The organism is Shewanella sp. FDAARGOS_354, from assembly GCF_002209245.2.
Classification (GTDB): domain Bacteria; phylum Pseudomonadota; class Gammaproteobacteria; order Enterobacterales; family Shewanellaceae; genus Shewanella; species Shewanella xiamenensis.
Map to the genome: position 1 here is coordinate 920,077 of NZ_CP022089.2, position 18,626 is coordinate 938,702.

Annotated in this window: 20 protein-coding genes; 13 read left to right on the forward strand and 7 right to left on the reverse strand. The window is 45.8% G+C overall.

Features of this window, described 5'->3' with window-relative positions; translation table 11 throughout:
• The first annotated feature begins 16 nt into the window (after positions 1-16).
• Genes CEQ32_RS04235 through CEQ32_RS04255 form a run of 5 tightly spaced genes read left to right on the forward strand, consistent with a single transcriptional unit; the run spans position 17 to position 5,027 of the window.
• Entirely contained in the window at positions 17-1,957 is a 1,941-nt protein-coding gene (locus CEQ32_RS04235) for a methyl-accepting chemotaxis protein (RefSeq protein WP_088585555.1), read from the forward strand.
• A 12-nt stretch (positions 1,958-1,969) separates the two neighbouring features.
• Positions 1,970-2,506, forward strand: a complete 537-nt coding sequence (locus CEQ32_RS04240; RefSeq protein WP_037429777.1) for a chemotaxis protein CheW — start codon at positions 1,970-1,972, stop codon at positions 2,504-2,506.
• Positions 2,503-3,330 (forward strand): CheR family methyltransferase, encoded by an 828-nt coding sequence (locus tag CEQ32_RS04245; RefSeq protein ID WP_080612388.1) that lies wholly within the window; start codon positions 2,503-2,505, stop codon positions 3,328-3,330. The genes CEQ32_RS04240 and CEQ32_RS04245 overlap by 4 nt, the downstream gene beginning before the upstream one ends.
• Position 3,331: 1 nt before the next feature.
• Positions 3,332-3,940: a chemotaxis protein CheD gene (locus tag CEQ32_RS04250; protein WP_037418473.1), complete on the forward strand. Its 609-nt coding sequence runs from the start codon at positions 3,332-3,334 to the stop codon at positions 3,938-3,940.
• Between the two features lie 19 nt (positions 3,941-3,959).
• Entirely contained in the window at positions 3,960-5,027 is a 1,068-nt protein-coding gene (locus CEQ32_RS04255; RefSeq protein ID WP_088585556.1) for a protein-glutamate methylesterase/protein-glutamine glutaminase, read from the forward strand.
• Positions 5,028-5,071: 44 nt separating this feature from the next.
• Here the strand turns inward: CEQ32_RS04255 and efp are convergent, their stop codons facing one another.
• The 6 genes from efp to CEQ32_RS04285 form a co-directional block, all read right to left on the reverse strand.
• Complete coding sequence (efp, locus tag CEQ32_RS04260) at positions 5,072-5,632, reverse strand: elongation factor P (protein WP_037418480.1); 561 nt, start codon at positions 5,630-5,632, stop codon at positions 5,072-5,074.
• 44 nt (positions 5,633-5,676) lie between these two features.
• Positions 5,677-6,879: an elongation factor P maturation arginine rhamnosyltransferase EarP gene (earP, locus tag CEQ32_RS04265; protein WP_413776991.1), complete on the reverse strand. Its 1,203-nt coding sequence runs from the start codon at positions 6,877-6,879 to the stop codon at positions 5,677-5,679.
• 73 nt (positions 6,880-6,952) lie between these two features.
• Positions 6,953-7,480 carry a flavodoxin FldA gene (fldA, locus tag CEQ32_RS04270; protein ID WP_023265275.1) on the reverse strand — a complete coding sequence of 176 codons (528 nt, stop codon included), beginning with the start codon at positions 7,478-7,480 and terminating at the stop codon, positions 6,953-6,955.
• A gap of 55 nt (positions 7,481-7,535) precedes the next feature.
• Positions 7,536-7,808, reverse strand: a complete 273-nt coding sequence (gene ybfE / locus CEQ32_RS04275; RefSeq protein ID WP_011072323.1) for a LexA regulated protein — start codon at positions 7,806-7,808, stop codon at positions 7,536-7,538.
• An 11-nt stretch (positions 7,809-7,819) separates the two neighbouring features.
• Entirely contained in the window at positions 7,820-8,041 is a 222-nt protein-coding gene (locus CEQ32_RS04280; RefSeq protein ID WP_007648263.1) for a DUF2788 domain-containing protein, read from the reverse strand.
• A 101-nt stretch (positions 8,042-8,142) separates the two neighbouring features.
• Positions 8,143-8,919 carry an alpha/beta fold hydrolase gene (locus CEQ32_RS04285; RefSeq protein ID WP_088585558.1) on the reverse strand — a complete coding sequence of 259 codons (777 nt, stop codon included), beginning with the start codon at positions 8,917-8,919 and terminating at the stop codon, positions 8,143-8,145.
• Between the two features lie 295 nt (positions 8,920-9,214).
• Between CEQ32_RS04285 and seqA the strand changes: the two genes are divergently transcribed.
• Together seqA and pgm are read left to right on the forward strand one after the other, a co-directional pair.
• Positions 9,215-9,766 (forward strand): replication initiation negative regulator SeqA, encoded by a 552-nt coding sequence (seqA, locus tag CEQ32_RS04290; RefSeq protein WP_047535036.1) that lies wholly within the window; start codon positions 9,215-9,217, stop codon positions 9,764-9,766.
• A gap of 69 nt (positions 9,767-9,835) precedes the next feature.
• Positions 9,836-11,488: a phosphoglucomutase (alpha-D-glucose-1,6-bisphosphate-dependent) gene (gene pgm, locus CEQ32_RS04295; RefSeq protein WP_088585559.1), complete on the forward strand. Its 1,653-nt coding sequence runs from the start codon at positions 9,836-9,838 to the stop codon at positions 11,486-11,488.
• Between the two features lie 121 nt (positions 11,489-11,609).
• Here pgm and msrA read toward each other — a convergent pair whose 3' ends face one another.
• On the reverse strand, positions 11,610-12,089 hold the full coding sequence (gene msrA / locus CEQ32_RS04300) for a peptide-methionine (S)-S-oxide reductase MsrA (protein ID WP_037418505.1): 480 nt from the start codon (positions 12,087-12,089) through the stop codon (positions 11,610-11,612).
• Positions 12,090-12,153: 64 nt separating this feature from the next.
• On the opposite strand from msrA, the gene CEQ32_RS22865 reads away from it, so the two are divergent.
• The 6 genes from CEQ32_RS22865 (at position 12,154) to nadA (ending at position 18,559) form a co-directional block, all read left to right on the forward strand.
• Entirely contained in the window at positions 12,154-12,357 is a 204-nt protein-coding gene (locus tag CEQ32_RS22865) for a hypothetical protein (protein WP_146128715.1), read from the forward strand.
• 10 nt (positions 12,358-12,367) lie between these two features.
• Positions 12,368-13,402 (forward strand): succinylglutamate desuccinylase, encoded by a 1,035-nt coding sequence (astE, locus tag CEQ32_RS04305; protein ID WP_069454931.1) that lies wholly within the window; start codon positions 12,368-12,370, stop codon positions 13,400-13,402.
• 162 nt (positions 13,403-13,564) lie between these two features.
• The gene (locus tag CEQ32_RS04310; protein WP_037418510.1) at positions 13,565-14,743 is read left to right on the forward strand and encodes a thiamine pyrophosphate-dependent dehydrogenase E1 component subunit alpha; all 1,179 of its coding nucleotides are present in this window, start codon (positions 13,565-13,567) and stop codon (positions 14,741-14,743) included.
• Positions 14,744-14,746: 3 nt separating this feature from the next.
• Positions 14,747-15,724 (forward strand): alpha-ketoacid dehydrogenase subunit beta, encoded by a 978-nt coding sequence (locus CEQ32_RS04315; protein WP_088585560.1) that lies wholly within the window; start codon positions 14,747-14,749, stop codon positions 15,722-15,724.
• Positions 15,725-15,733: 9 nt separating this feature from the next.
• Positions 15,734-17,341 (forward strand): dihydrolipoyllysine-residue acetyltransferase, encoded by a 1,608-nt coding sequence (locus CEQ32_RS04320; RefSeq protein ID WP_088585561.1) that lies wholly within the window; start codon positions 15,734-15,736, stop codon positions 17,339-17,341.
• Positions 17,342-17,485: 144 nt separating this feature from the next.
• Entirely contained in the window at positions 17,486-18,559 is a 1,074-nt protein-coding gene (gene nadA / locus CEQ32_RS04325; RefSeq protein ID WP_037418516.1) for a quinolinate synthase NadA, read from the forward strand.
• Positions 18,560-18,626 lie beyond the last annotated feature (67 nt).

Below are 18,626 nucleotides of genomic sequence, written 5' to 3' on the forward strand. Positions count from 1 at the left end.
AAAAGGAATATTGACTATGTTTAAAAAACTGACGCTCAGCATGCAGATTTCTGGTGGTTATGCATTGGTGTTATTACTATTGATCGTGATTTCATTAGCCGCCTATTTTGGACTAACGAAAGCCATTAACGGTTTTAATGATTACCGCTCGTTGGCGCGCGACTCTAATATGGCTGGTCGCATCCAAGCTAATATGCTTACAATTCAAATGCAGGCTTATGACTATATCTTTCAGAAGAACGAGTCAGCTTATAAAGTATTCAATGAACGTAATGTTATTCTTAATGACATCATTCAAAAAGCCATGACGGAGATTAGCGAGCCTGAATTGAGTCAACAACTTTCAGATATTCGCAAAGATATTGTTGATTACAATAATTACTTTGAATCTGTAGTAAAATTGATTAAATCTCGCAATGATGAAGTTACCAACGTGTTGGTTCCTAAAGGAACTGAAGTTGTAAAACTGATTTCTGACACTATGCATCAATCCTATAATAAAGGTCAGATTGATGTTGCTTATCGAGCAGGTTCTGTGCTCGAATCGATATTGACTGCTCGTTTAGCAGCATCTAAATTCCTTGAAACAAATTTAGATGCCGATTTACAGCAGGCGCTGATGGCTATTGATTTAGCTAAGGGAGAGCGTCTTTCTGCCTTAAAAACTGTGGCAATAGATCTAGATGCACAATCAAAATTATTACAATTTACCAGCAGCATTGACAATTATGCGTCTTCGTTAAAGTCAGTTTATAGCACTATTAGCGAAAGAAACGATATTGTGCAAAATCAACTCGACCGTATCGGTGCTGATGTTGCGCGCCAAACTGAAGATATCAAATTAACCATCCAAAAAAGGCAAGATGCCCTTGGTCCTATTGTTAAAGCACAGAATGAGCAGACCCTTAGCACTGTTATTAGTGTATCTATCGCCGCTACTTTGATCGGCATTTTCTTGGCATGGTTTTTAGTGAAGTTAATTAAAAAACCGTTGGGCGGAGAACCTCGTGATATGGAAACGATTGCGCGCGCAATCGCTAACGGAGACTTAACGGTAGAGCTAAAACAGCGTGAAAATGCGACGGGGGTTTATAAGGCGATGATTGATATGATTGATAGCCTTACTTCTGTGATTGCTCAGGTTCGAAGTGGTGCAGATAATTTGTCTAGTGCTTCTTCACAGGTCAGTAGTACCGCACAAAGTCTAAGCCAAGGAGCAACAGAGCAGGCTGCTAGTGTCGAAGAGACGACCAGTGCCGTTGAAGAGTTAAATGCATCTGTCCAGCAGAACTCCGAAAATGCTAGGGTTACCAATAATATGGCAACGGTAGCCGCTGAAGAAGCACGACAAGGTGGAATAGCAGTAGAACAAACCGTTGCCGCAATGAAACAGATTGCGGCGAAAATTAGCCTAATAGAAGACATTGCATATAAAACTAATCTATTAAGTCTCAATGCGGCCATTGAGGCGGCCCGTGCTGGTGAACATGGTAAAGGCTTTACCGTTGTCGCCTCCGAGGTTAGAAAATTAGCTGAAAACAGCAGCTTAACTGCACAAGAAATTAATAAACTAGCCAGTGAAAGTGTTGGTATTGCTGAAAATGCTGGCCGCTTGATCGCTAATATTGTGCCTAATATTCAAAAAACATCTGATTTGGTTCAGGAAATTAGTTCCTCCTCTGAGGAACAAGCCATTGGGATCAGCCAGATTAATGACTCTATGTTACAGCTTGATAAAGCCACACAGCAGAATGCATCTGCGTCAGAAGAGTTAGCCGCGACATCAGAGGAGTTAAACGGTCAGGCTAATCAACTACTTGACGCAGTAGAGTTTTTTAAACTTGCCATCAGTAGTGAAAGATCTCATCAAGGTAAATCAACAGTAATGGCGGCTTCTGGGCGTAAGACAGCCAAAGCTAAGCAACATGTTGAACGTACCGATTTCGAACGATTCTGATAGGGGCCTATCATGAATCAATTAGTGAATGAGATGAAGGCCAATTCAGTGGGAGATATTACCCAATATCTTACCTTTCAGTCAGGGAATGATACCTTTGCAATTGGTATTTTAGATGTAAAAGAGATCATTGAAATTGAAGGCATTACGCGGGTGCCTATGATGCCAGAATTTTTGTGCGGTATTATTAATTTACGAGGTAAGGTCGTTCCTGTTATTGATTTGTCAAAAAGGCTAGGGCGTCTGACAACGGTCATCTCAAAAAAAAGTTGTATTGTATTGGTAGAAGTTAGTCACGAGGATGAGCAGCAAACCATTGGGATGTTAGTGGATGAAGTGAATGAAATCCTTGAAATTGATGATGAACATACACAGCCGCCACCGGATTTTGGTGCCGATCTCAGAGTTGACTTTATTCGCGCAATGGGGCGAGTTGGCGAACATTTTATGATATTACTTGATATCAATTATGTGCTATCGGTGGCCGACATTAGTGCAATTAGCCAACTCAATTTTCATGCAGCTGATGCCACTGATGAAGCACTATGAAGTCCTCACCGTTGCCGCTTGAACATACCGCCTTAACGCAAAGGGAATTTGAACATATCCGGCAATTTTTGTATGAGGAGGCCGGTATATTCTTGAGCGACATTAAAAAATCATTGGTGGCTAGTCGATTATGTCGACGCCTAAAAGAAACTGGTTATGAAAACTATGGAGATTACTTTGAGTTCGTCAAAAAACACTCTGAACATATTGAATATCATCATTTTATAGATGCTTTGACGACCAATGAAACATTCTTTTTTCGTGAAATAGAGCATTTTGAATTTGTTAAACACCTAATAAAAACACATCCACAAAAAAAAAGCTGGCAGGTATGGTCAGCAGCTTGTTCATCTGGAGAGGAGGCTTATAGCTTGGCCATGCTGTTGGCGGATCATTTAGGGATTGATGGTCACTGGCAAGTGCAGGGGTCTGATATTAGCCAGCGGGTGCTAGCGAAGGCTGAAATGGCACATTATCCCCTTGAACGTAATGACGCCATCGGCTTTGAGAGATTACAGAAGTATTGCTTAAAGGGGGTAGGTAAGCAAAACGGTACATTTTTAATTGACCAAAGCTTAAAGAGTAAAGTTAGCTTTTTTGCGATGAATCTGACTCAATCCTGTGAAAGTGTCGGAATGTGCGACTTAATCTTTATTCGTAATGTAATGATTTATTTTGATGCTGAGTCTAAGCAAAGGGTCATAAACCATGTAATAAAGCAGTTGAAAGTCGGTGGTTATTTGTTTATTTCACATACCGAATCCTTGATGCACGTAAAACATGGGTTAAAGCAGATTAAACCTTCTATCTATCAAAGGATTTGATGTGGAAAAGACAGCCTTAAATCAAAGAACAGTAATTATGATTGGCCCTGGTGAGCATTATGTGACGGCGAAAAACGAAGTCATAAAGACATTATTGGGCTCATGTGTGGCAGTATGTTTATTTGATCCCAAGGCTCAGGTCATTGGAATGAATCACTTTTTATTGGCTGCTGATCGGCGCAAGCTTACACATTTTCTTGATTCTCGCGCAGGTTACTATGGTGTTCATGCCATGGAGATCTTAATCAATGCCATGCTAAAGTTAGGAGCACAGCGGCAATATTTGCAGAGTAAAATATTTGGAGGCGCGAATGTTTTATCTTTGTGTGCTGACAATATCCTTAATCACTATGATATTGGCGGGATGAATATTGATTTTGTTAGACAGTTTCTACAACGTGAACGAATCCCTGTTATTAGTGAAGATCTTGGAGGCCATTCTGGTCGAATAATTTATTTCGATCCGTCGGATTATTCGGTGTATCGCAGTTTAATCGAGAATAAATATGAAGAAATTGCGTCACTTCAGGATGAAGAATACCGATATTTTAATAAAGCGAGTGAAGATATGCGTACCTCTAATAACTCGGTGGTGATTTGGTCGGATTAACAAGACTTAAGGGGGCCTTGTGATTAATGTCGCCATAGTCGATGACTCAGCAGTTGTCAGACAAGTGCTCAGCAGCATGTTAGCTAACCAGCCTGATATTACTTTATTAGGCTGTGCTCGGGATCCGTTGTTTGCGCTTAAATTATTTGAACAGCAATGGCCCGATGTCATTATTCTTGATATTGAAATGCCAAGAATGGATGGCATTACTTTCTTAAAAAAAGTGATGGCTGAAAGGCCAACCCCTGTCGTGATTTGCTCAACACTCACTGAGCAAGGTGCTTCAGTGACTATTGCTGCACTTGCCGCGGGAGCGGTTGATATCATTACTAAACCTAAATTAGGATTGAAGGGATTTTTGGAGGAATCACAAGCCCGTTTACTCCAGTCCGTGCGTGCTGCAGCTAAAGCATCAGTATCAAAATTGCGTGTTAATACCCCCACAAAAATGCCTGTCGCCGCAAAACATAACGCCGATGTAGTGTTAACATCAACAAACCATGCGCTACACCAAACCACGGATCGGGTTGTTGCACTCGGAACTTCAACGGGTGGAACCCACGCACTTGAGTGCGTGTTAACGGCATTGCCACGTACAAGTGCCGGTATTGTTGTTGTCCAACATATGCCAGAGCATTTTACGGCGGCCTTTGCTAGTAGGTTAAATAGTTTATGTGAAATGGAAGTGAAAGAAGCCGAAGATAACGATAGAGTGATGCCGGGTCTTGTGCTCATTGCTAACGGCGGCAAGCACATGCTGCTACAACGTAGTGGTGCTCAATATCGTGTTCAGCTTAAGGACGGACCGTTGGTCAGTCGGCATCGCCCCTCGGTTGATGTGTTGTTTCGTTCAGTCGCTAATGCTGCGGGTAAAAATGCCCTAGGCATAATTATGACTGGTATGGGGGACGATGGGGCTCGGGGTTTGCTAGATATGCATCATGCTGGAGCCACAACATTGGCACAGGATGAAGCCAGTTGTGTGGTTTATGGTATGCCAAAAGAGGCTGTGAAGCTCGGCGCAGTCAGTCGGCAGGTTGCTTTAAGCAATATTGCTGAGGAAATTATTGCGTTTACCAAAGAATAAAAAAGCCAGTGCGGACACTGGCTTTCTCTGACGAAAAAAGGCGGTTATACGCGCTTTTTAAATTCGCCAGTACGGGTATCGATTTCAATCTTGTCGCCAACTTTCACAAAGTCAGCCACGCTGATAGTGCCGCCACCAGTGATTGTCGCTGGCTTCATTACTTTACCTGAAGTATCGCCACGAGCTGATGGCTCAGTGTAGATCACTTCACGTACGATAGTGGTTGGCATTTCAACAGAAATTGCTTTGCCTTCGTAGAAAGTCACTTGGCAAGTTTCTTCCATACCGTCAACGATGTAAGCTGCTGCATCACCTAAGTTTTCAGCTTCTACGTCGTATTGGTTGTATTCTGCATCCATGAATACATACATAGGATCAGCAAAGTAAGAATAAGTACAATCCAGACGATCTAGGATAATATCGTCTAACTTATCTTCACCTTTAAAAGTGGTTTCAGTACCAGAGTTAAGCAGTAAGTTTTTCAGCTTTAACTTAACGATGGCAGCGTTACGGCCAGAACGAGTTGTTTCTGTTTTCTGTACAACCCATGGGCTGCCTTCAAACATGATCACGTTACCAGGACGGATTTCATGAGCAGTTTTCATTACACAATTTCCTATATGTCGATTTTCTATATCAGCGCAGCATCTTAGCTTTTTTTCACAAATTGGACTAGCCGAGTTGCAAGATCTGCAGCATTTATTGCGTCAATTGGCCATTCTTTAGCATGTTGTAAGAGTGGCAAACAGACTGGATTTAGGTTTTGCCAGTGAGTTTTCACGGCGGATTGCTCTCCTTGGTTAAATGCAACGTTCAATTTAGACCAAGTGTCAGCAATATCAGGGGGCAGATTATCGCAGTAAAGTCGAATAAAAGCTTCTAATTTTATTAGATGATAATCATCTTCTTGCGGATAAATATGCCAAATAAAAGGTTTTGCCGCCCATTGGGCCCGTAAGAAGCTATCTTCACCGCGGACAATATTAACGTCGCAGCTCCATAGTAGGCGGTCAAATCCCTGTTGATCGGTCATCGGCAAGATATGCAGGGTTAAATCCCCCAGTTTAATTTGCTGCCCAGGTATTAATTCCTCTATAGGGCAGGGCAATATGTGCTGCAAACTGTTTAAGCTGCGGCCTTTTGGGATAAGGGCGTGAATTTTTGCATCGCGTTTGGCCGTGGCTTGCCAGAGTTCACATAAGGCTGGGAGCGACTCGGTTTCATAACTAAAGACGCTATAGACAGTATCTTGCGCTTTAATATCCTTAAGACCAAGACGCTCAAATAATTGCAGCTTATTGGCGCTATCTTGTTGCCATGCATCGCGCTCTGCAAATAGCTCTCGCTCACAAATCAGTCCACCCGTCTTAGGTGTAAAGCCCGGGAAAAAGAAATACTTTCTAATGCCGCTGGCCTGCATCGAGGGTAAACCATGGCAGCCATCGACCCAATCTTCTGCACTTAAATACTCTAAATTAAGCCATAAAGGCACAGATTTTGGTGTTTTAATATGCAGTTCAGCAAGTTGTTGCTTCACTACATCGGGTAGTTCGCAGGCAAAGGCTTCAATTAACACTGCGCCTGGCTCATATACCAAAGGTAAGGGCGTAGTCCAATGAAGGATAGTCACGCCATGAAAAATCTGGCAAGTGAGGTTAGGGTCAAGGGTCGGTAAAATATGCGAAAAACTGTTTAAGTCATCGACCCAAAGCTTAATTGGGATCTGATATTCATTGACTAACTGTTTGGCTAAACGCCAAGTAACGCCAATATCACCGTAGTTATCGACGACAGTGCAGAAGATATCCCAGTGGGGATGTTGGGGAGTTACCATTGGAAATATCGCTTTCATTTACGTGGATAACAAATGTAAAAAAAGCGGCATTGGCCACTTTTTTTACAGAGCTCACTCGATGAAACTAGGCTTAGTCTTCGAGTTCTGCTAAACACATTTCTTCGTAGATTTGTTTGACCCAAGCATCAACACGCTCTTCGGTCAGCTCTGGTTGACGGTCTTCGTCAATCCCTAAACCGATGAAGTGATCGTCATCCACTAAGCCTTTAGAAGCTTCGAAGTTGTAACCTGCAGTAGGCCAATGTCCAATGATAATACCACCACGGGCTTGAACGATATCGCCAATCATGCCCATGGCATCGAGGAAATATTCCGCGTAGTCTTCTTGATCACCACAACCGAAAATAGCAACCAGTTTGTCTGTAAAATCAATCTGTTCTAACTCAGGAAAAAAGTCATCCCAGTCACACTGTGCTTCACCATAATACCAGGTTGGGATACCGAACAGCAGCAGGTCGTATTCTGCGATCTGTTCTTTGGTACTTTTGGCGATATCTTTCACCTCAACCATTTTCTTACCCAGTTTCTTCTGGATCATCTTGGCGACAGCTTCGGTGTTGCCTGTGTCGCTACCGAAAAAAAGACCTACAGTTGCCATTGTCTATCCTTTATGTCTAGTTCACTTATACGTTAATCTTGCTGCTATTGATTGCTCAGCATTCTATTTTTTGCTGAAGAATTAATTCGATTAACTGGCTTCGGCTGATGTTACTGGCCAATGCCCGCTCATTCAAGGCGTCATATAAATCTTGTGACACCTTTAACTCTATTCGCTTTAATCCTTTGGCTTTATCCCGCTGGATCTGGTTGCGCTTATTGACCTTAAGTTGCTGGCTACGGGACAAAGGATTGCTACGTGGGCGTCCCCGTCGCTTTTCATTGGCAAAAAGGTCAATGGTCGTTCTATCTGTTGCTTCTTTTGCCATGTTCTTATTGTTTAACCGATGCCTGAACCTTCCCAAGACATCTGGATAATACCTTTTGCAATAAACCCGGCGCAGCCGAGAAATAACACTAACCAAACAATAAATCGACCGAATTTCGGTACGTTACCTTGTTTTAGCACATCGTGGATGGCCATGCCGATAAAGAAAAATATCGCGGCAAAAAACAGGTTCAAGCCGATGGTCTCAATTTGTTCCATGTACTGAGATAACATACTTTCTTAGTCCTCTAGAGTGTTCTAAGGCTAAAAGAGGCGCGAATATATCACATCAACAGGGTGTCGGCTATATGATTTAGGTCGAGAATCGTTGTCATTTACACCGTGTGTTTGTCAATAAATTCAGACACAATCCGGTTAAAAATGGTAGGTTTTTGCGCATGTAACCAATGGCCACACCCTTCAAGGGTTTTTGCTTGTGCCAATGGGAATTGTGTCATGATGGCATTTCTATGTTCACCAGTGACATAGTTTGAGTCTCCTCCGCGGATAAAGAGGCTGGGGCCGTGGTAAGTTTGGCGCTTTTCTTCTACAAGATTATGCCAACCAATAATATTGGGATAACACGCTTTTAAGCCGCTTAAATTCATTTTCCAACGAAATCCTGTCTCAGTCCGTTGCAAATTTTTGAGAAGAAATTGGGCTGTCGCTTCATCAATGCCGCTATGGGTTAAATGGGCCAAGGCAAAACGGCGATCGGTGTGGCCTTCAAGTGGCAAACTTTCGAGTGCGGCAAATACCACATCATGGCGTGGTTGATAAGCAACTGGGGCAATATCAGCGGCCACCATGCTGCTGATGCGTTCTGGATAGGCTAGGGCCGTTGCCATGGCAATTTTCCCACCCATGGAATGCCCCACAATATGCACGCGCTCAAGCTTGAGATCATCGAGTAAATCCACCATCGCTTTCGCTAAGCTTGGGTAATCCATCTGTTGCCAATGTTCACTTAAGCCGTGATTAGGTACATCAACGCGGATGACTTGATGATGGGTTTCGATAACTTGACCTAAGCCTTTAAGATTATCTAAATTGCCAAAGAGACCATGGATAAGGAGGACCGCTTCTCCTTGACCAGAAGATACAAAATTCATGGAATAGCCTGTGCTATGGTACCTAACGTTGCGCGAATTGTGCCTTCAATGCGTTAAGTTTGACAAGTCTTGTGGCGGTTTTGAAATTAAGAACCTTCAACTTGCTGGCTTTTTCAGCGATTAACGCGCTTGTGCTAATTTGATGTGCGATTTCACGCATTTTTAGATTAATGATGCTTTATCAGATTGATAGAGATAGATACACTGGGGCAACGATCGCACAGATCCTTTGCGAGGATCGCCTGTGGTGCACTTTTTCGGTTAAGCCTATCGAATAACAAAGGATAATAAGGTTATGAAATACATCGAAGTGGATGAAGAGCTCTATCGTCATATTGCCAGCAAAACGGAACGTATTGGTGAGAGCGCCTCTGACATTCTCCGTCGATTACTCGGCCTGTCCGTCGATGCGGTTGAACAGTCACAGCCACAGTCTATCAGCCAACCGAGTTTAGAGGTGGTAACGCCTGAGCCACAGAGCGTTCCGCAAGTAGAAAGCTTCGAGTCTGTCACCGATTTTAATCAATTGGTTGATGAACATAAGTTAGAACAACAAAAAGGCGCGGTGGGCCGCTTCTTATTTTTGCTCGAGAGCTTGTATCAACTTAACAAAGCCCAGTTTTCGCAAATTTTACAGATCCAAGGGCGCGATCGTCTCTACTTTGCGCGCTCTCGTGAGGAGTTACTCAAGGCTAGCGCCACCGCAAATCCAAAGGAAATCGGTAATACCGGATTTTGGGTAACGACCAACAACAATACTGCAAAAAAACGGACAATTTTAGCCGAGGCCTTGGTGCAATTGGGCTGTGATGCCCAAATCGCCAACGGCATTGCCGAACGCGTATAACGATTTATCGACGCCGCAATGATGCGGCGTTTCCATTTAATAACCGATTTTCCAGTAGGAGAGGATCAGGTGGCAATACATCAACGGGCAGGACAAACCGCGAGTCAGACGGATCTGGTGAATATTCCAAAGCTGATGAGCCATTATTACAGCATCAAACCCAATGTGGATGCTGCCGAGCAGCGTGTGACATTCGGGACCTCAGGCCATCGCGGAACTGCATTTCAGGGGAGCTTTAACCAAGACCATATTTGGGCGATTACCCAAGCCGTTGTCGATTATCGCCAATCGGTGAATATCGACGGTCCTCTGTTCTTAGGTATCGACACCCACGCCTTATCATACGCTGCTTATGTGTCAGCGATTGAAGTGTTAGCAGCCAATAAGGTGACTGTGCATATCCAGCAACATGATGGTTTTACGCCAACGCCTGTGGTGTCACATGCGATTATTTGTGCAAATCGCGAGGCGGCACTAAGTGGTGCCGCGTTAAGCGATGGTTTGATTATTACGCCATCCCACAATCCACCGCAGGATGGTGGGATTAAATACAATCCACCCCATGGTGGCCCTGCTGAAGGTAATATCACTGCGTGGATTGAGTCCCGCGCTAATGATTACCTGCGCGCTGCACTCAAGGGCGTTAATAAGCTCGCTTATGCAGATGCATTGGCTTCGGGTTATGTGCATGCCATTGATTTAATCACGCCCTATGTGACGGATTTAGACAATGTCGTCGATATGCATGCTATCGCTAAGGCTAAGCTGAAAGTGGGCGTTGACCCATTAGGCGGCTCGGGGATTCATTATTGGGCGCCGATTGCCAAGCACTATGGCATTGATATCACTTTAGTTAACGATAAGGTCGATCCAAGCTTCAGCTTTATGTCATTGGATAAGGACGGCAAGATCCGCATGGATTGCTCTTCTCCCTATGCGATGGCAGGTTTACTGGCCCATAAAGAATCCTTCGATTTATGTGTGGGTAACGATCCTGACTACGATAGACACGGCATCGTGTGTCCGGGCACAGGGCTGATGGACCCCAACCACTATTTAGCAGTAGCGATTGATTATCTGCTGACCCACAGACCAGAGTGGAGCGATAGCTTAGCCATTGGTAAGACATTGGTATCGAGCGCGCTTATCGATAAAATCTGTGCCTTCCATGGCAAAAAATTGCTTGAAGTCCCTGTTGGCTTTAAGTGGTTCGTCGATGGGTTAGCCGAGGCAACCATTGCGTTTGGCGGTGAGGAGAGTGCGGGCGCCGCGTTCCTGCGCCGTGATGGCACGACTTGGTGTACTGACAAGGACGGTTTTATTTTAGTGCTGCTCGCAGCCGAAATGCTTGCGGTCACAGGTAAAACGCCGGGGCAACGCCATCAAGAATTAGTGGCGCAATTTGGTCAAAGCTTCTACAAGCGTATCGACAGCCCAATTAGCCTTGAGAACAAAGCCAAATTTGCCAAGCTTAATGCCGAGACCTTAAACGCCACTACGCTGGCGGGTGAGAACATTGAGGCTGTATTGACCCATGCACCTGGCAATAATGCTTCAATTGGTGGCATTAAAGTGACCACGGCCAATGGTTGGTTTGCTGCGCGGCCATCGGGCACTGAGGCGTTATTCAAGATTTACGGTGAGAGCTTTATCAGTGAGCAACATCTTGCCGATATCATTAAGGACGCACAAGCCCTGATCGATAAGGCCCTCAGCGCCTGATTTAGCGTTTACGCATTCTTTTTACCGATAAAAAAACGCACTCATTGAAATCCTATGAGTGCGTTTTTATTTGCAGCGATTGTAAGGTCAAATTATTCAGGTTTGAGCTTAATCGCTAAGCCTAGTACTCGATATGGCAACTCGGTAAGTTATTCTTATCGATATAGTTTTGATGATATTCCTCTGCCACATGGAATTGCTGTAACGGCACAATCTCAGTGACGATATGACGCAATCCCCAACGACCTGAACGGGCAAAGGCCAGTTTTGAGGCTTCTGCCGCCGCTTTTTGCTCACGATCATGGAAGAAAATGGTACTGCGGTATTGAGTACCAATATCGCCGCCCTGCATATTGAGCGTGGTCGGGTTGTGGTTTTTCCAAAACACATCCAGTAACTCGTCGTAGCTGACAATCGCAGGGTCAAATTCTACTTGCACGACTTCAGCATGGCCTGTCTTACCTTTTTTGACTTCCTCATAGGTGGTCGCTTCGTTATTGCCACCCATATAGCCGCAGGTCGCGTTGGTCACGCCGTTGACTTGTCTAAAGAAATACTCCACGCCCCAAAAACAGCCGGCACCGAAAGTTGCTAACGCCATGATAAATCCTGATAGAAGTCTAGATGGCTAAGGATTGTGATAAAACTCATGCCTAAAAGCAAGTGTGTCGACAAAATTAATCCTATGTCGACCAAATGCGGCTAAGATGCTGTTGTTTTGCCGCGAAATGCGCTTGTTTGACCAGAATGACAGAGTAACGGCCCAAAAACTTGTGTTAGTATGGATGCGCTTTTTAAGGCGGGTAGCGATAAGTGCCATGAAACAGGCAGTTATTGCCATCACTCCCGTCTTTAACACGCTATTATAAGGAGAATTCTGTGTTACAAGCTCTGTTAGATTCGAAGGATTTTCTCGCGCTGACCCTCGCTAATCCTGAAACCCTCGGGGATGAGTTTAGTTTCGCCTTAGGGGAACATACTCGAGTAGAGGTGTGGGACACGGGCGTCATCGTTTTTGAGCCTGCACAAGCCCAAGGTAAGGATGTCATTCTCTCCTGCGGTGTCCACGGCAATGAAACCGCCCCCATCGAACTCTGCAATACCTTAATCAAACAGCTTCTCCAACAAAAAATCATCGCCAAACAACGCACGCTCTTTCTTATTGGTAACCCTTTAGCGATTAATAACGGCACTCGCATTATCGACGAGAACATGAATCGTCTGTTTAGTGGCGAGCATTCAAATCCACCGGGATTAGTGAATCCTGAGCGGGTGCGGGCGAAAAAATTAGAAGCCTATGTTGACCGCTTCTATAAGGGCGCAGCCTCAGGGCGCCAGCGAATTCACTACGATTTACACACGGCGATGCGGGCGTCAAAACACGAAAAGTTTGCGATTTATCCCTATCGTCCCGGCCGTGCTTACAGCGCCGAGCAAATCATGTTTTTAGCGGCCAGTGGCGTCGATACTGTGTTATTTCACCATGAGCCGACAACCACCTTTAGCTATTTTTCCTCCGAGCAGTATGGCGCCGATGCCTTTACCATTGAATTAGGTAAAGTGTATCCCATGGGCCAAAACGATATGACGCGTTTTATTGCCGCCCAAGAGATGTTTATGCGTCTTATCACAGACAAACCCTTAGCGCTTGAGCCATTCTCAGCGGATAAGGTGAATCTGTATCAAGTGTGTCGGGTGATCAACAAACATTTTGATGATTTTGAATTTACCTTCGCAACTGATGTCGAAAACTTTCGATCGTTCCCGAAAGGCTTTGTATTGGCCCGAGAGGGTGGGCAGGAAATTAAAGTCGAACAGGAATTTGAAGCGATTGTCTTCCCCAATGCTAAGGTGCCCATCGGCAATCGCACTGTGATTTGCCTGATCCCTTCAGTTGCGCCAGATGTTCGCTAGTTTTGTAAAGCATTATATACATGCCCACAGGGGATTAGTTGTCGTTTGAACTGTGCCAACGGTTGATAGGTAGTTTACGTTAACGTAATGTTCATCCGGCATATTCGTATAAATTAGGCGCAGTGGTTCTTCTGCTGCGTAACGAGATAACAAGAGCACAATATGAGCAAAGCAACACTCAACACTGATACAGTGCATCGTGTCGGCTTCTTGGATAAGGCATCGCTTCACATTCCTATCCTTCGAATTCTACAAGCAGACGGCACTACCTATGAAACCGCGGTTTTGCCTGTAATAGATGAAGCCTTAGCCACCAAAATTTACGATACTTGCGTATTCACGCGGGTACTCGATGAACGTATGCTTGGCGCACAGCGTCAGGGACGGATCAGCTTCTATATGACCTGTACGGGTGAAGAAGCGGCGATCGTCGGTAGCGTGGCCGCACTTGATCAAGAAGATGTGATCCTCGCGCAATACCGTGAACATGCGGCGCTACGTTATCGCGGCTTTACCACTGAACAGTTTATGAACCAAATGTTCAGCAATGAGAAGGACTTAGGTAAAGGTCGCCAAATGCCAATTCACTATGGCTGCGCGGCGTTAAACTACCAAACCATTTCATCGCCACTGGCCACGCAAATCCCGCAAGCGACAGGTGTCGGTTATAGCCTGAAAATGCAGGGGAAACGTAATGTTGCTGTCTGTTATTTCGGTGAAGGCGCTGCATCGGAAGGCGATTTCCATGCCGGATTGAATATGGCGGCGGTGTTAAAATGCCCCGTGATTTTCTTCTGCCGTAACAATGGTTATGCCATTTCTACCCCAACGGAAGAGCAATTTGCCGGTAACGGTATTGCCAGTCGTGGCGTGGGTTACGGCATGCACACTATTCGTGTCGACGGTAACGATATGCTGGCAGTGTTAGCTGCAACTCAACAAGCGCGCGCCTATGCGATTGAACACAATGCCCCCGTGTTGATTGAAGCTATGACTTATCGTCTGGGCGCCCACTCATCTTCTGACGATCCTTCTGGCTATCGCTCAAAAGAAGAAGAGGCGAAATGGCAACAACACGATCCAGTCAAACGCTTTAAGTTGTGGCTGATTAATAAAGGCTGGTTAGCCGAGGCCGATGATGCCCAGCGTTACGAAAAGTACCGTGAAGAAGTGTTAGCCGCCGTTAAAGTCGCGGAAAAATTACCTATCCCTATGCTGGATGAGATTATTGAAGACGTGTACGACAAGCCAACGCCTGCGCTTAAAAAGCAACTGAGCGATCTTAAAGAACACATCAAAAAATATCCGCAATCCTATCCCAAAAGTGCAGGGAGGCTATAAGCCGTGGCAGAAATGAATATGTTACAGGCCGTCAATGAGGCCTTGTCAATCGCCATGCAAGCTGATGAGCGCATGGTGGTGTTTGGTGAAGACGTTGGCCACTTTGGCGGCGTGTTTCGCGCAACCTCAGGTTTACAGGAAAAGTTTGGTCGCAGCCGCTGCTTTAACACGCCACTGACTGAGCAAGGTATAGCGGGTTTTGCCAACGGGTTAGCCTCTAATGGTATGACTGCCGTAGCGGAAATCCAGTTTGCTGATTACATCTTTCCGGCGTTTGACCAGATCGTAAACGAGTCGGCTAAATTCCGTTACCGCAGCGGTAATGAGTTTAATGTGGGAAGTCTAGTGTTCCGCACACCCTATGGTGGCGGTATTGCGGGCGGCCATTATCATTCACAATCGCCAGAAGCCTATTTTACCCAAACCCCAGGCTTAAAAGTGGTTGTGCCGCGTAATCCTGCTCAAGCCAAAGGTTTATTATTAGCCTCTATTCGCGATAAAAACCCGGTGGTGTTCTTCGAGCCTAAGCGTTTATACCGTGCTTCTGTGGGAGAAGTCCCTGCGGGCGATTATGACATCGAGCTGGGTAAAGCCGAAGTGGTGCGTGAAGGGAAAGATATCACCTTAGTCGCTTGGGGCGCACAGATGGAAATCATCGAAAAAGCGGCCGACATGGCAGCAAAAGAGGGGATTTCCTGCGAAATTATCGACCTGCGTACACTCGCGCCTTGGGATGTAGATACCGTTGCCGATTCTGTGAAGAAGACAGGCCGCTTACTGATCAACCATGAAGCACCATTAACGGGTGGTTTTGCGGGTGAAATTGCGGCCACCATTCAGCAGGAGTGTTTCTTGTATTTAGAATCACCCATCAGCCGTGTATGTGGTCTAGATACCCCATATCCACTGGTCCACGAAAAAGAATATATGCCCGATGCGCTCAAAACTTTTGAAGCCATTAAGGCATCAGTGAACTTCTAGGAGTCCGGTATGATTAAAGATTTTATTTTGCCGGACATTGGTGAAGGCGTTGTCGAGTGCGAACTCGTCGAGTGGTTGGTGCAAGAGGGCGACACGATTGTGGAAGATCAGCCCATCGCCGATGTGATGACCGACAAAGCCTTAGTGCAAATTCCGGCGCCTTTTGCAGGAGTCGTGACTAAGTTGTATTACGCCAAAGGCGATATTGCTAAGGTGCATGCACCGCTGTATGCCGTGCAGGTTGAGTCTGACGAAGCTGCGCCTGTTGCTGCGTCTCAACCTGAAGCACACACATCTACTCAAGCATCTGCAAGCCAAGCCAGCGTGGCGGGTACCAGCGTCGAAGAGTTCCTGCTGCCCGATATTGGTGAAGGCATTGTTGAGTGTGAACTGGTCGAATGGTTAGTCCAAGAAGGCGATACTGTGGTGGAAGACCAACCCATCGCCGATGTGATGACTGATAAAGCCTTAGTGCAAATCCCCGCCATCAAAGCGGGCAAAATTGTCAAGTTGCACTACCGTAAGGGCCAGTTAGCGAAAGTACATGCGCCACTATTTGCGATTGAGGTTGAAGGTGGCGTTAGTGCGCCGGTCAGCCATGCACAGGAAGCAAGCGTCGGCGCTGCGAATACCGCTCCAGCAGCTTGTTCGAGTGCAAGTGTGGTGCAAGAGTCTGCTCGCCAAGGTAAAGCCTTAGCCAGCCCAGCCGTTCGCCGTATGGCACGTGCCTTAGATATCGATTTAAGTCGCGTACCTGGTAGTGGCAAACATGGCCGAGTATATAAGGAAGACATTACTCGCTTCCAAGCGCAGGGCGGCGCTGTGTCTGCCGTTGCGCCAGTGGCTGTAGCACCGACTCAATCAGGTGTGACTCAATCAACCGTCTCTAACGTCGTGGCAAATTCTGCACGGGGTGACATTGTTGAGCCTATCCGTGGCGTGAAAGCCGTGATGGCGAAAATGATGGTCGAATCGGTATCAACCATTCCACACTTCACCTATTGCGAAGAGTTTGATCTGACAGACTTAGTCGCTCTGCGTGAAAGCATGAAGGCCAAGTATTCCTCCGACGAAGTTAAGTTGACCATGATGCCATTCTTTATGAAGGCCATGTCATTAGCCTTAACGCAGTTCCCTGTGCTTAACAGCCAAGTGAATGCTGATTGTACGGAAATCACCTACAAGGCGCGTCATAACATTGGTATGGCAGTAGATTCGAAAGTGGGATTGTTAGTGCCAAATGTGAAGGATGTGCAAGATAAGAGTATTCTTGAGGTGGCTGCCGAGATCACCCGCTTAACCACTGCTGCGCGTAACGGCCGTGTGGCACCAGCGGATCTTAAAGAAGGCACGATTTCGATTTCGAATATTGGTGCATTGGGTGGCACAGTCGCAACACCAATTATCAATAAGCCAGAGGTGGCGATTGTTGCGCTTGGTAAGTTGCAAACCTTGCCGCGCTTTAATGCGAAAGGTGAAGTCGAAGCGCGCCAGATCATGCAAGTGAGTTGGTCTGGCGATCACCGCGTTATCGATGGCGGCACCATTGCTCGTTTCTGTAACCTTTGGAAACAATACCTTGAGCAACCGCAGGATATGCTATTAGCCATGCGTTAGTCGGCTGTCAGCCAATACTTACAGCCAATCCAGCAAAAAAGGACGCAATTTAGCGTCCTTTTTTATTCGCAGGCCATAAATGGGTTAATCTTTTGATCCCAATTACGTATAATTCGCGAACGTTGTTATCCTGATGGATTTGTTATGAGCCCCAGCCCATTTGCCCCAACAATCGAAACTATTGATTATCCGTTTCCGCCTAAGCCAATTCCTCTGTCCGATGCCGAAAAGGCGGACTACAAGGCACGTATCAAGCAGCTGCTGATTGAAAAGGATGCGGTATTGGTTGCCCATTATTATACCGACCCTGAAATTCAAGCGTTGGCTGAAGAAACTGGTGGGTGTGTTTCTGACTCACTTGAAATGGCGCGCTTTGGCCGCGATCATCCCGCAAAGACGTTAATCGTCGCTGGGGTGAAGTTTATGGGGGAAACTGCCAAAATCTTAAGCCCAGAAAAAACCATTCTGATGCCAACCTTGGAGGCGACCTGTTCATTAGACTTAGGTTGCCCCATCGATAAATTCAGCGCCTTCTGTGATGCGCACCCAGACCATACCGTGGTGGTTTACGCCAACACGTCTGCGGCGGTAAAAGCCCGTGCCGATTGGGTGGTGACCTCGAGTATTGCCCTTGAAATCGTTGAGCATTTAGACAGCGAAGGCAAAAAAATTATTTGGGGCCCAGACCGTCACTTAGGCAGCTATATTGCCAAACAAACGGGCGCCGAGATGCTGATGTGGCAGGGCGACTGTATCGTTCACGATGAGTTTAAAGCGAATGCCCTGCGTGATCTGAAAAGCGTTTATCCCGACGCAGCAATTTTGGTACACCCAGAATCACCCGCGAGTGTGGTGGCGATGGCGGATGCTGTCGGCTCCACCAGTCAGTTGATCAAAGCTGCGCAAACCATGCCTAACGAGCGTTTTATTGTCGCGACCGATCGCGGTATTTTTTACAAAATGCAACAAGCGGCGCCGGGTAAAACCTTAATCGAAGCGCCGACTGGCGGTAATGGTGCGACCTGTAAGAGCTGTGCCCACTGTCCTTGGATGGCAATGAATGGCTTAAAAGCCATTGAAGCGTCATTAAGTGATAGCGACAAAACCACCCATGAGATCTTTGTTGATGAAGACTTGCGAGTGAAAGCGTTAATCCCGCTGACCCGTATGCTCGATTTCGCTAAAACGCTCAATATGAAAGTGAAGGGTAATGCCTAAGCGCTTTTAGTCGCACATCGAGTTTCAACATTAATATCCCCGCTTTGCGGGGATATTTTTTTAATTG

Bases quoted from the DNA above. Each gene is read 5' to 3' on its own strand.
- CEQ32_RS04235 (WP_088585555.1), top strand. From the start codon at position 17: ATGTTTAAAAAACTGACGCTCAGCATGCAGATTTCTGGTGGTTATGCA.
- CEQ32_RS04240 (WP_037429777.1), top strand. From the start codon at position 1,970: ATGAATCAATTAGTGAATGAGATGAAGGCCAATTCAGTGGGAGATATT.
- CEQ32_RS04245 (WP_080612388.1), top strand. From the start codon at position 2,503: ATGAAGTCCTCACCGTTGCCGCTTGAACATACCGCCTTAACGCAAAGG.
- efp (WP_037418480.1), bottom strand. From the start codon at position 5,632: ATGAAAACTGCTCATGAAATCCGTCCTGGTAACGTGATCATGTTTGAA.
- earP (WP_413776991.1), bottom strand. From the start codon at position 6,879: ATGAAAGCGATATTTCCAATGGTAACTCCCCAACATCCCCACTGGGAT.
- fldA (WP_023265275.1), bottom strand. From the start codon at position 7,480: ATGGCAACTGTAGGTCTTTTTTTCGGTAGCGACACAGGCAACACCGAA.
- ybfE (WP_011072323.1), bottom strand. From the start codon at position 7,808: ATGGCAAAAGAAGCAACAGATAGAACGACCATTGACCTTTTTGCCAAT.
- CEQ32_RS04280 (WP_007648263.1), bottom strand. From the start codon at position 8,041: ATGTTATCTCAGTACATGGAACAAATTGAGACCATCGGCTTGAACCTG.
- CEQ32_RS04285 (WP_088585558.1), bottom strand. From the start codon at position 8,919: ATGAATTTTGTATCTTCTGGTCAAGGAGAAGCGGTCCTCCTTATCCAT.
- seqA (WP_047535036.1), top strand. From the start codon at position 9,215: ATGAAATACATCGAAGTGGATGAAGAGCTCTATCGTCATATTGCCAGC.
- msrA (WP_037418505.1), bottom strand. From the start codon at position 12,089: ATGGCGTTAGCAACTTTCGGTGCCGGCTGTTTTTGGGGCGTGGAGTAT.
- CEQ32_RS04310 (WP_037418510.1), top strand. From the start codon at position 13,565: ATGAGCAAAGCAACACTCAACACTGATACAGTGCATCGTGTCGGCTTC.
- CEQ32_RS04320 (WP_088585561.1), top strand. From the start codon at position 15,734: ATGATTAAAGATTTTATTTTGCCGGACATTGGTGAAGGCGTTGTCGAG.
- nadA (WP_037418516.1), top strand. From the start codon at position 17,486: ATGAGCCCCAGCCCATTTGCCCCAACAATCGAAACTATTGATTATCCG.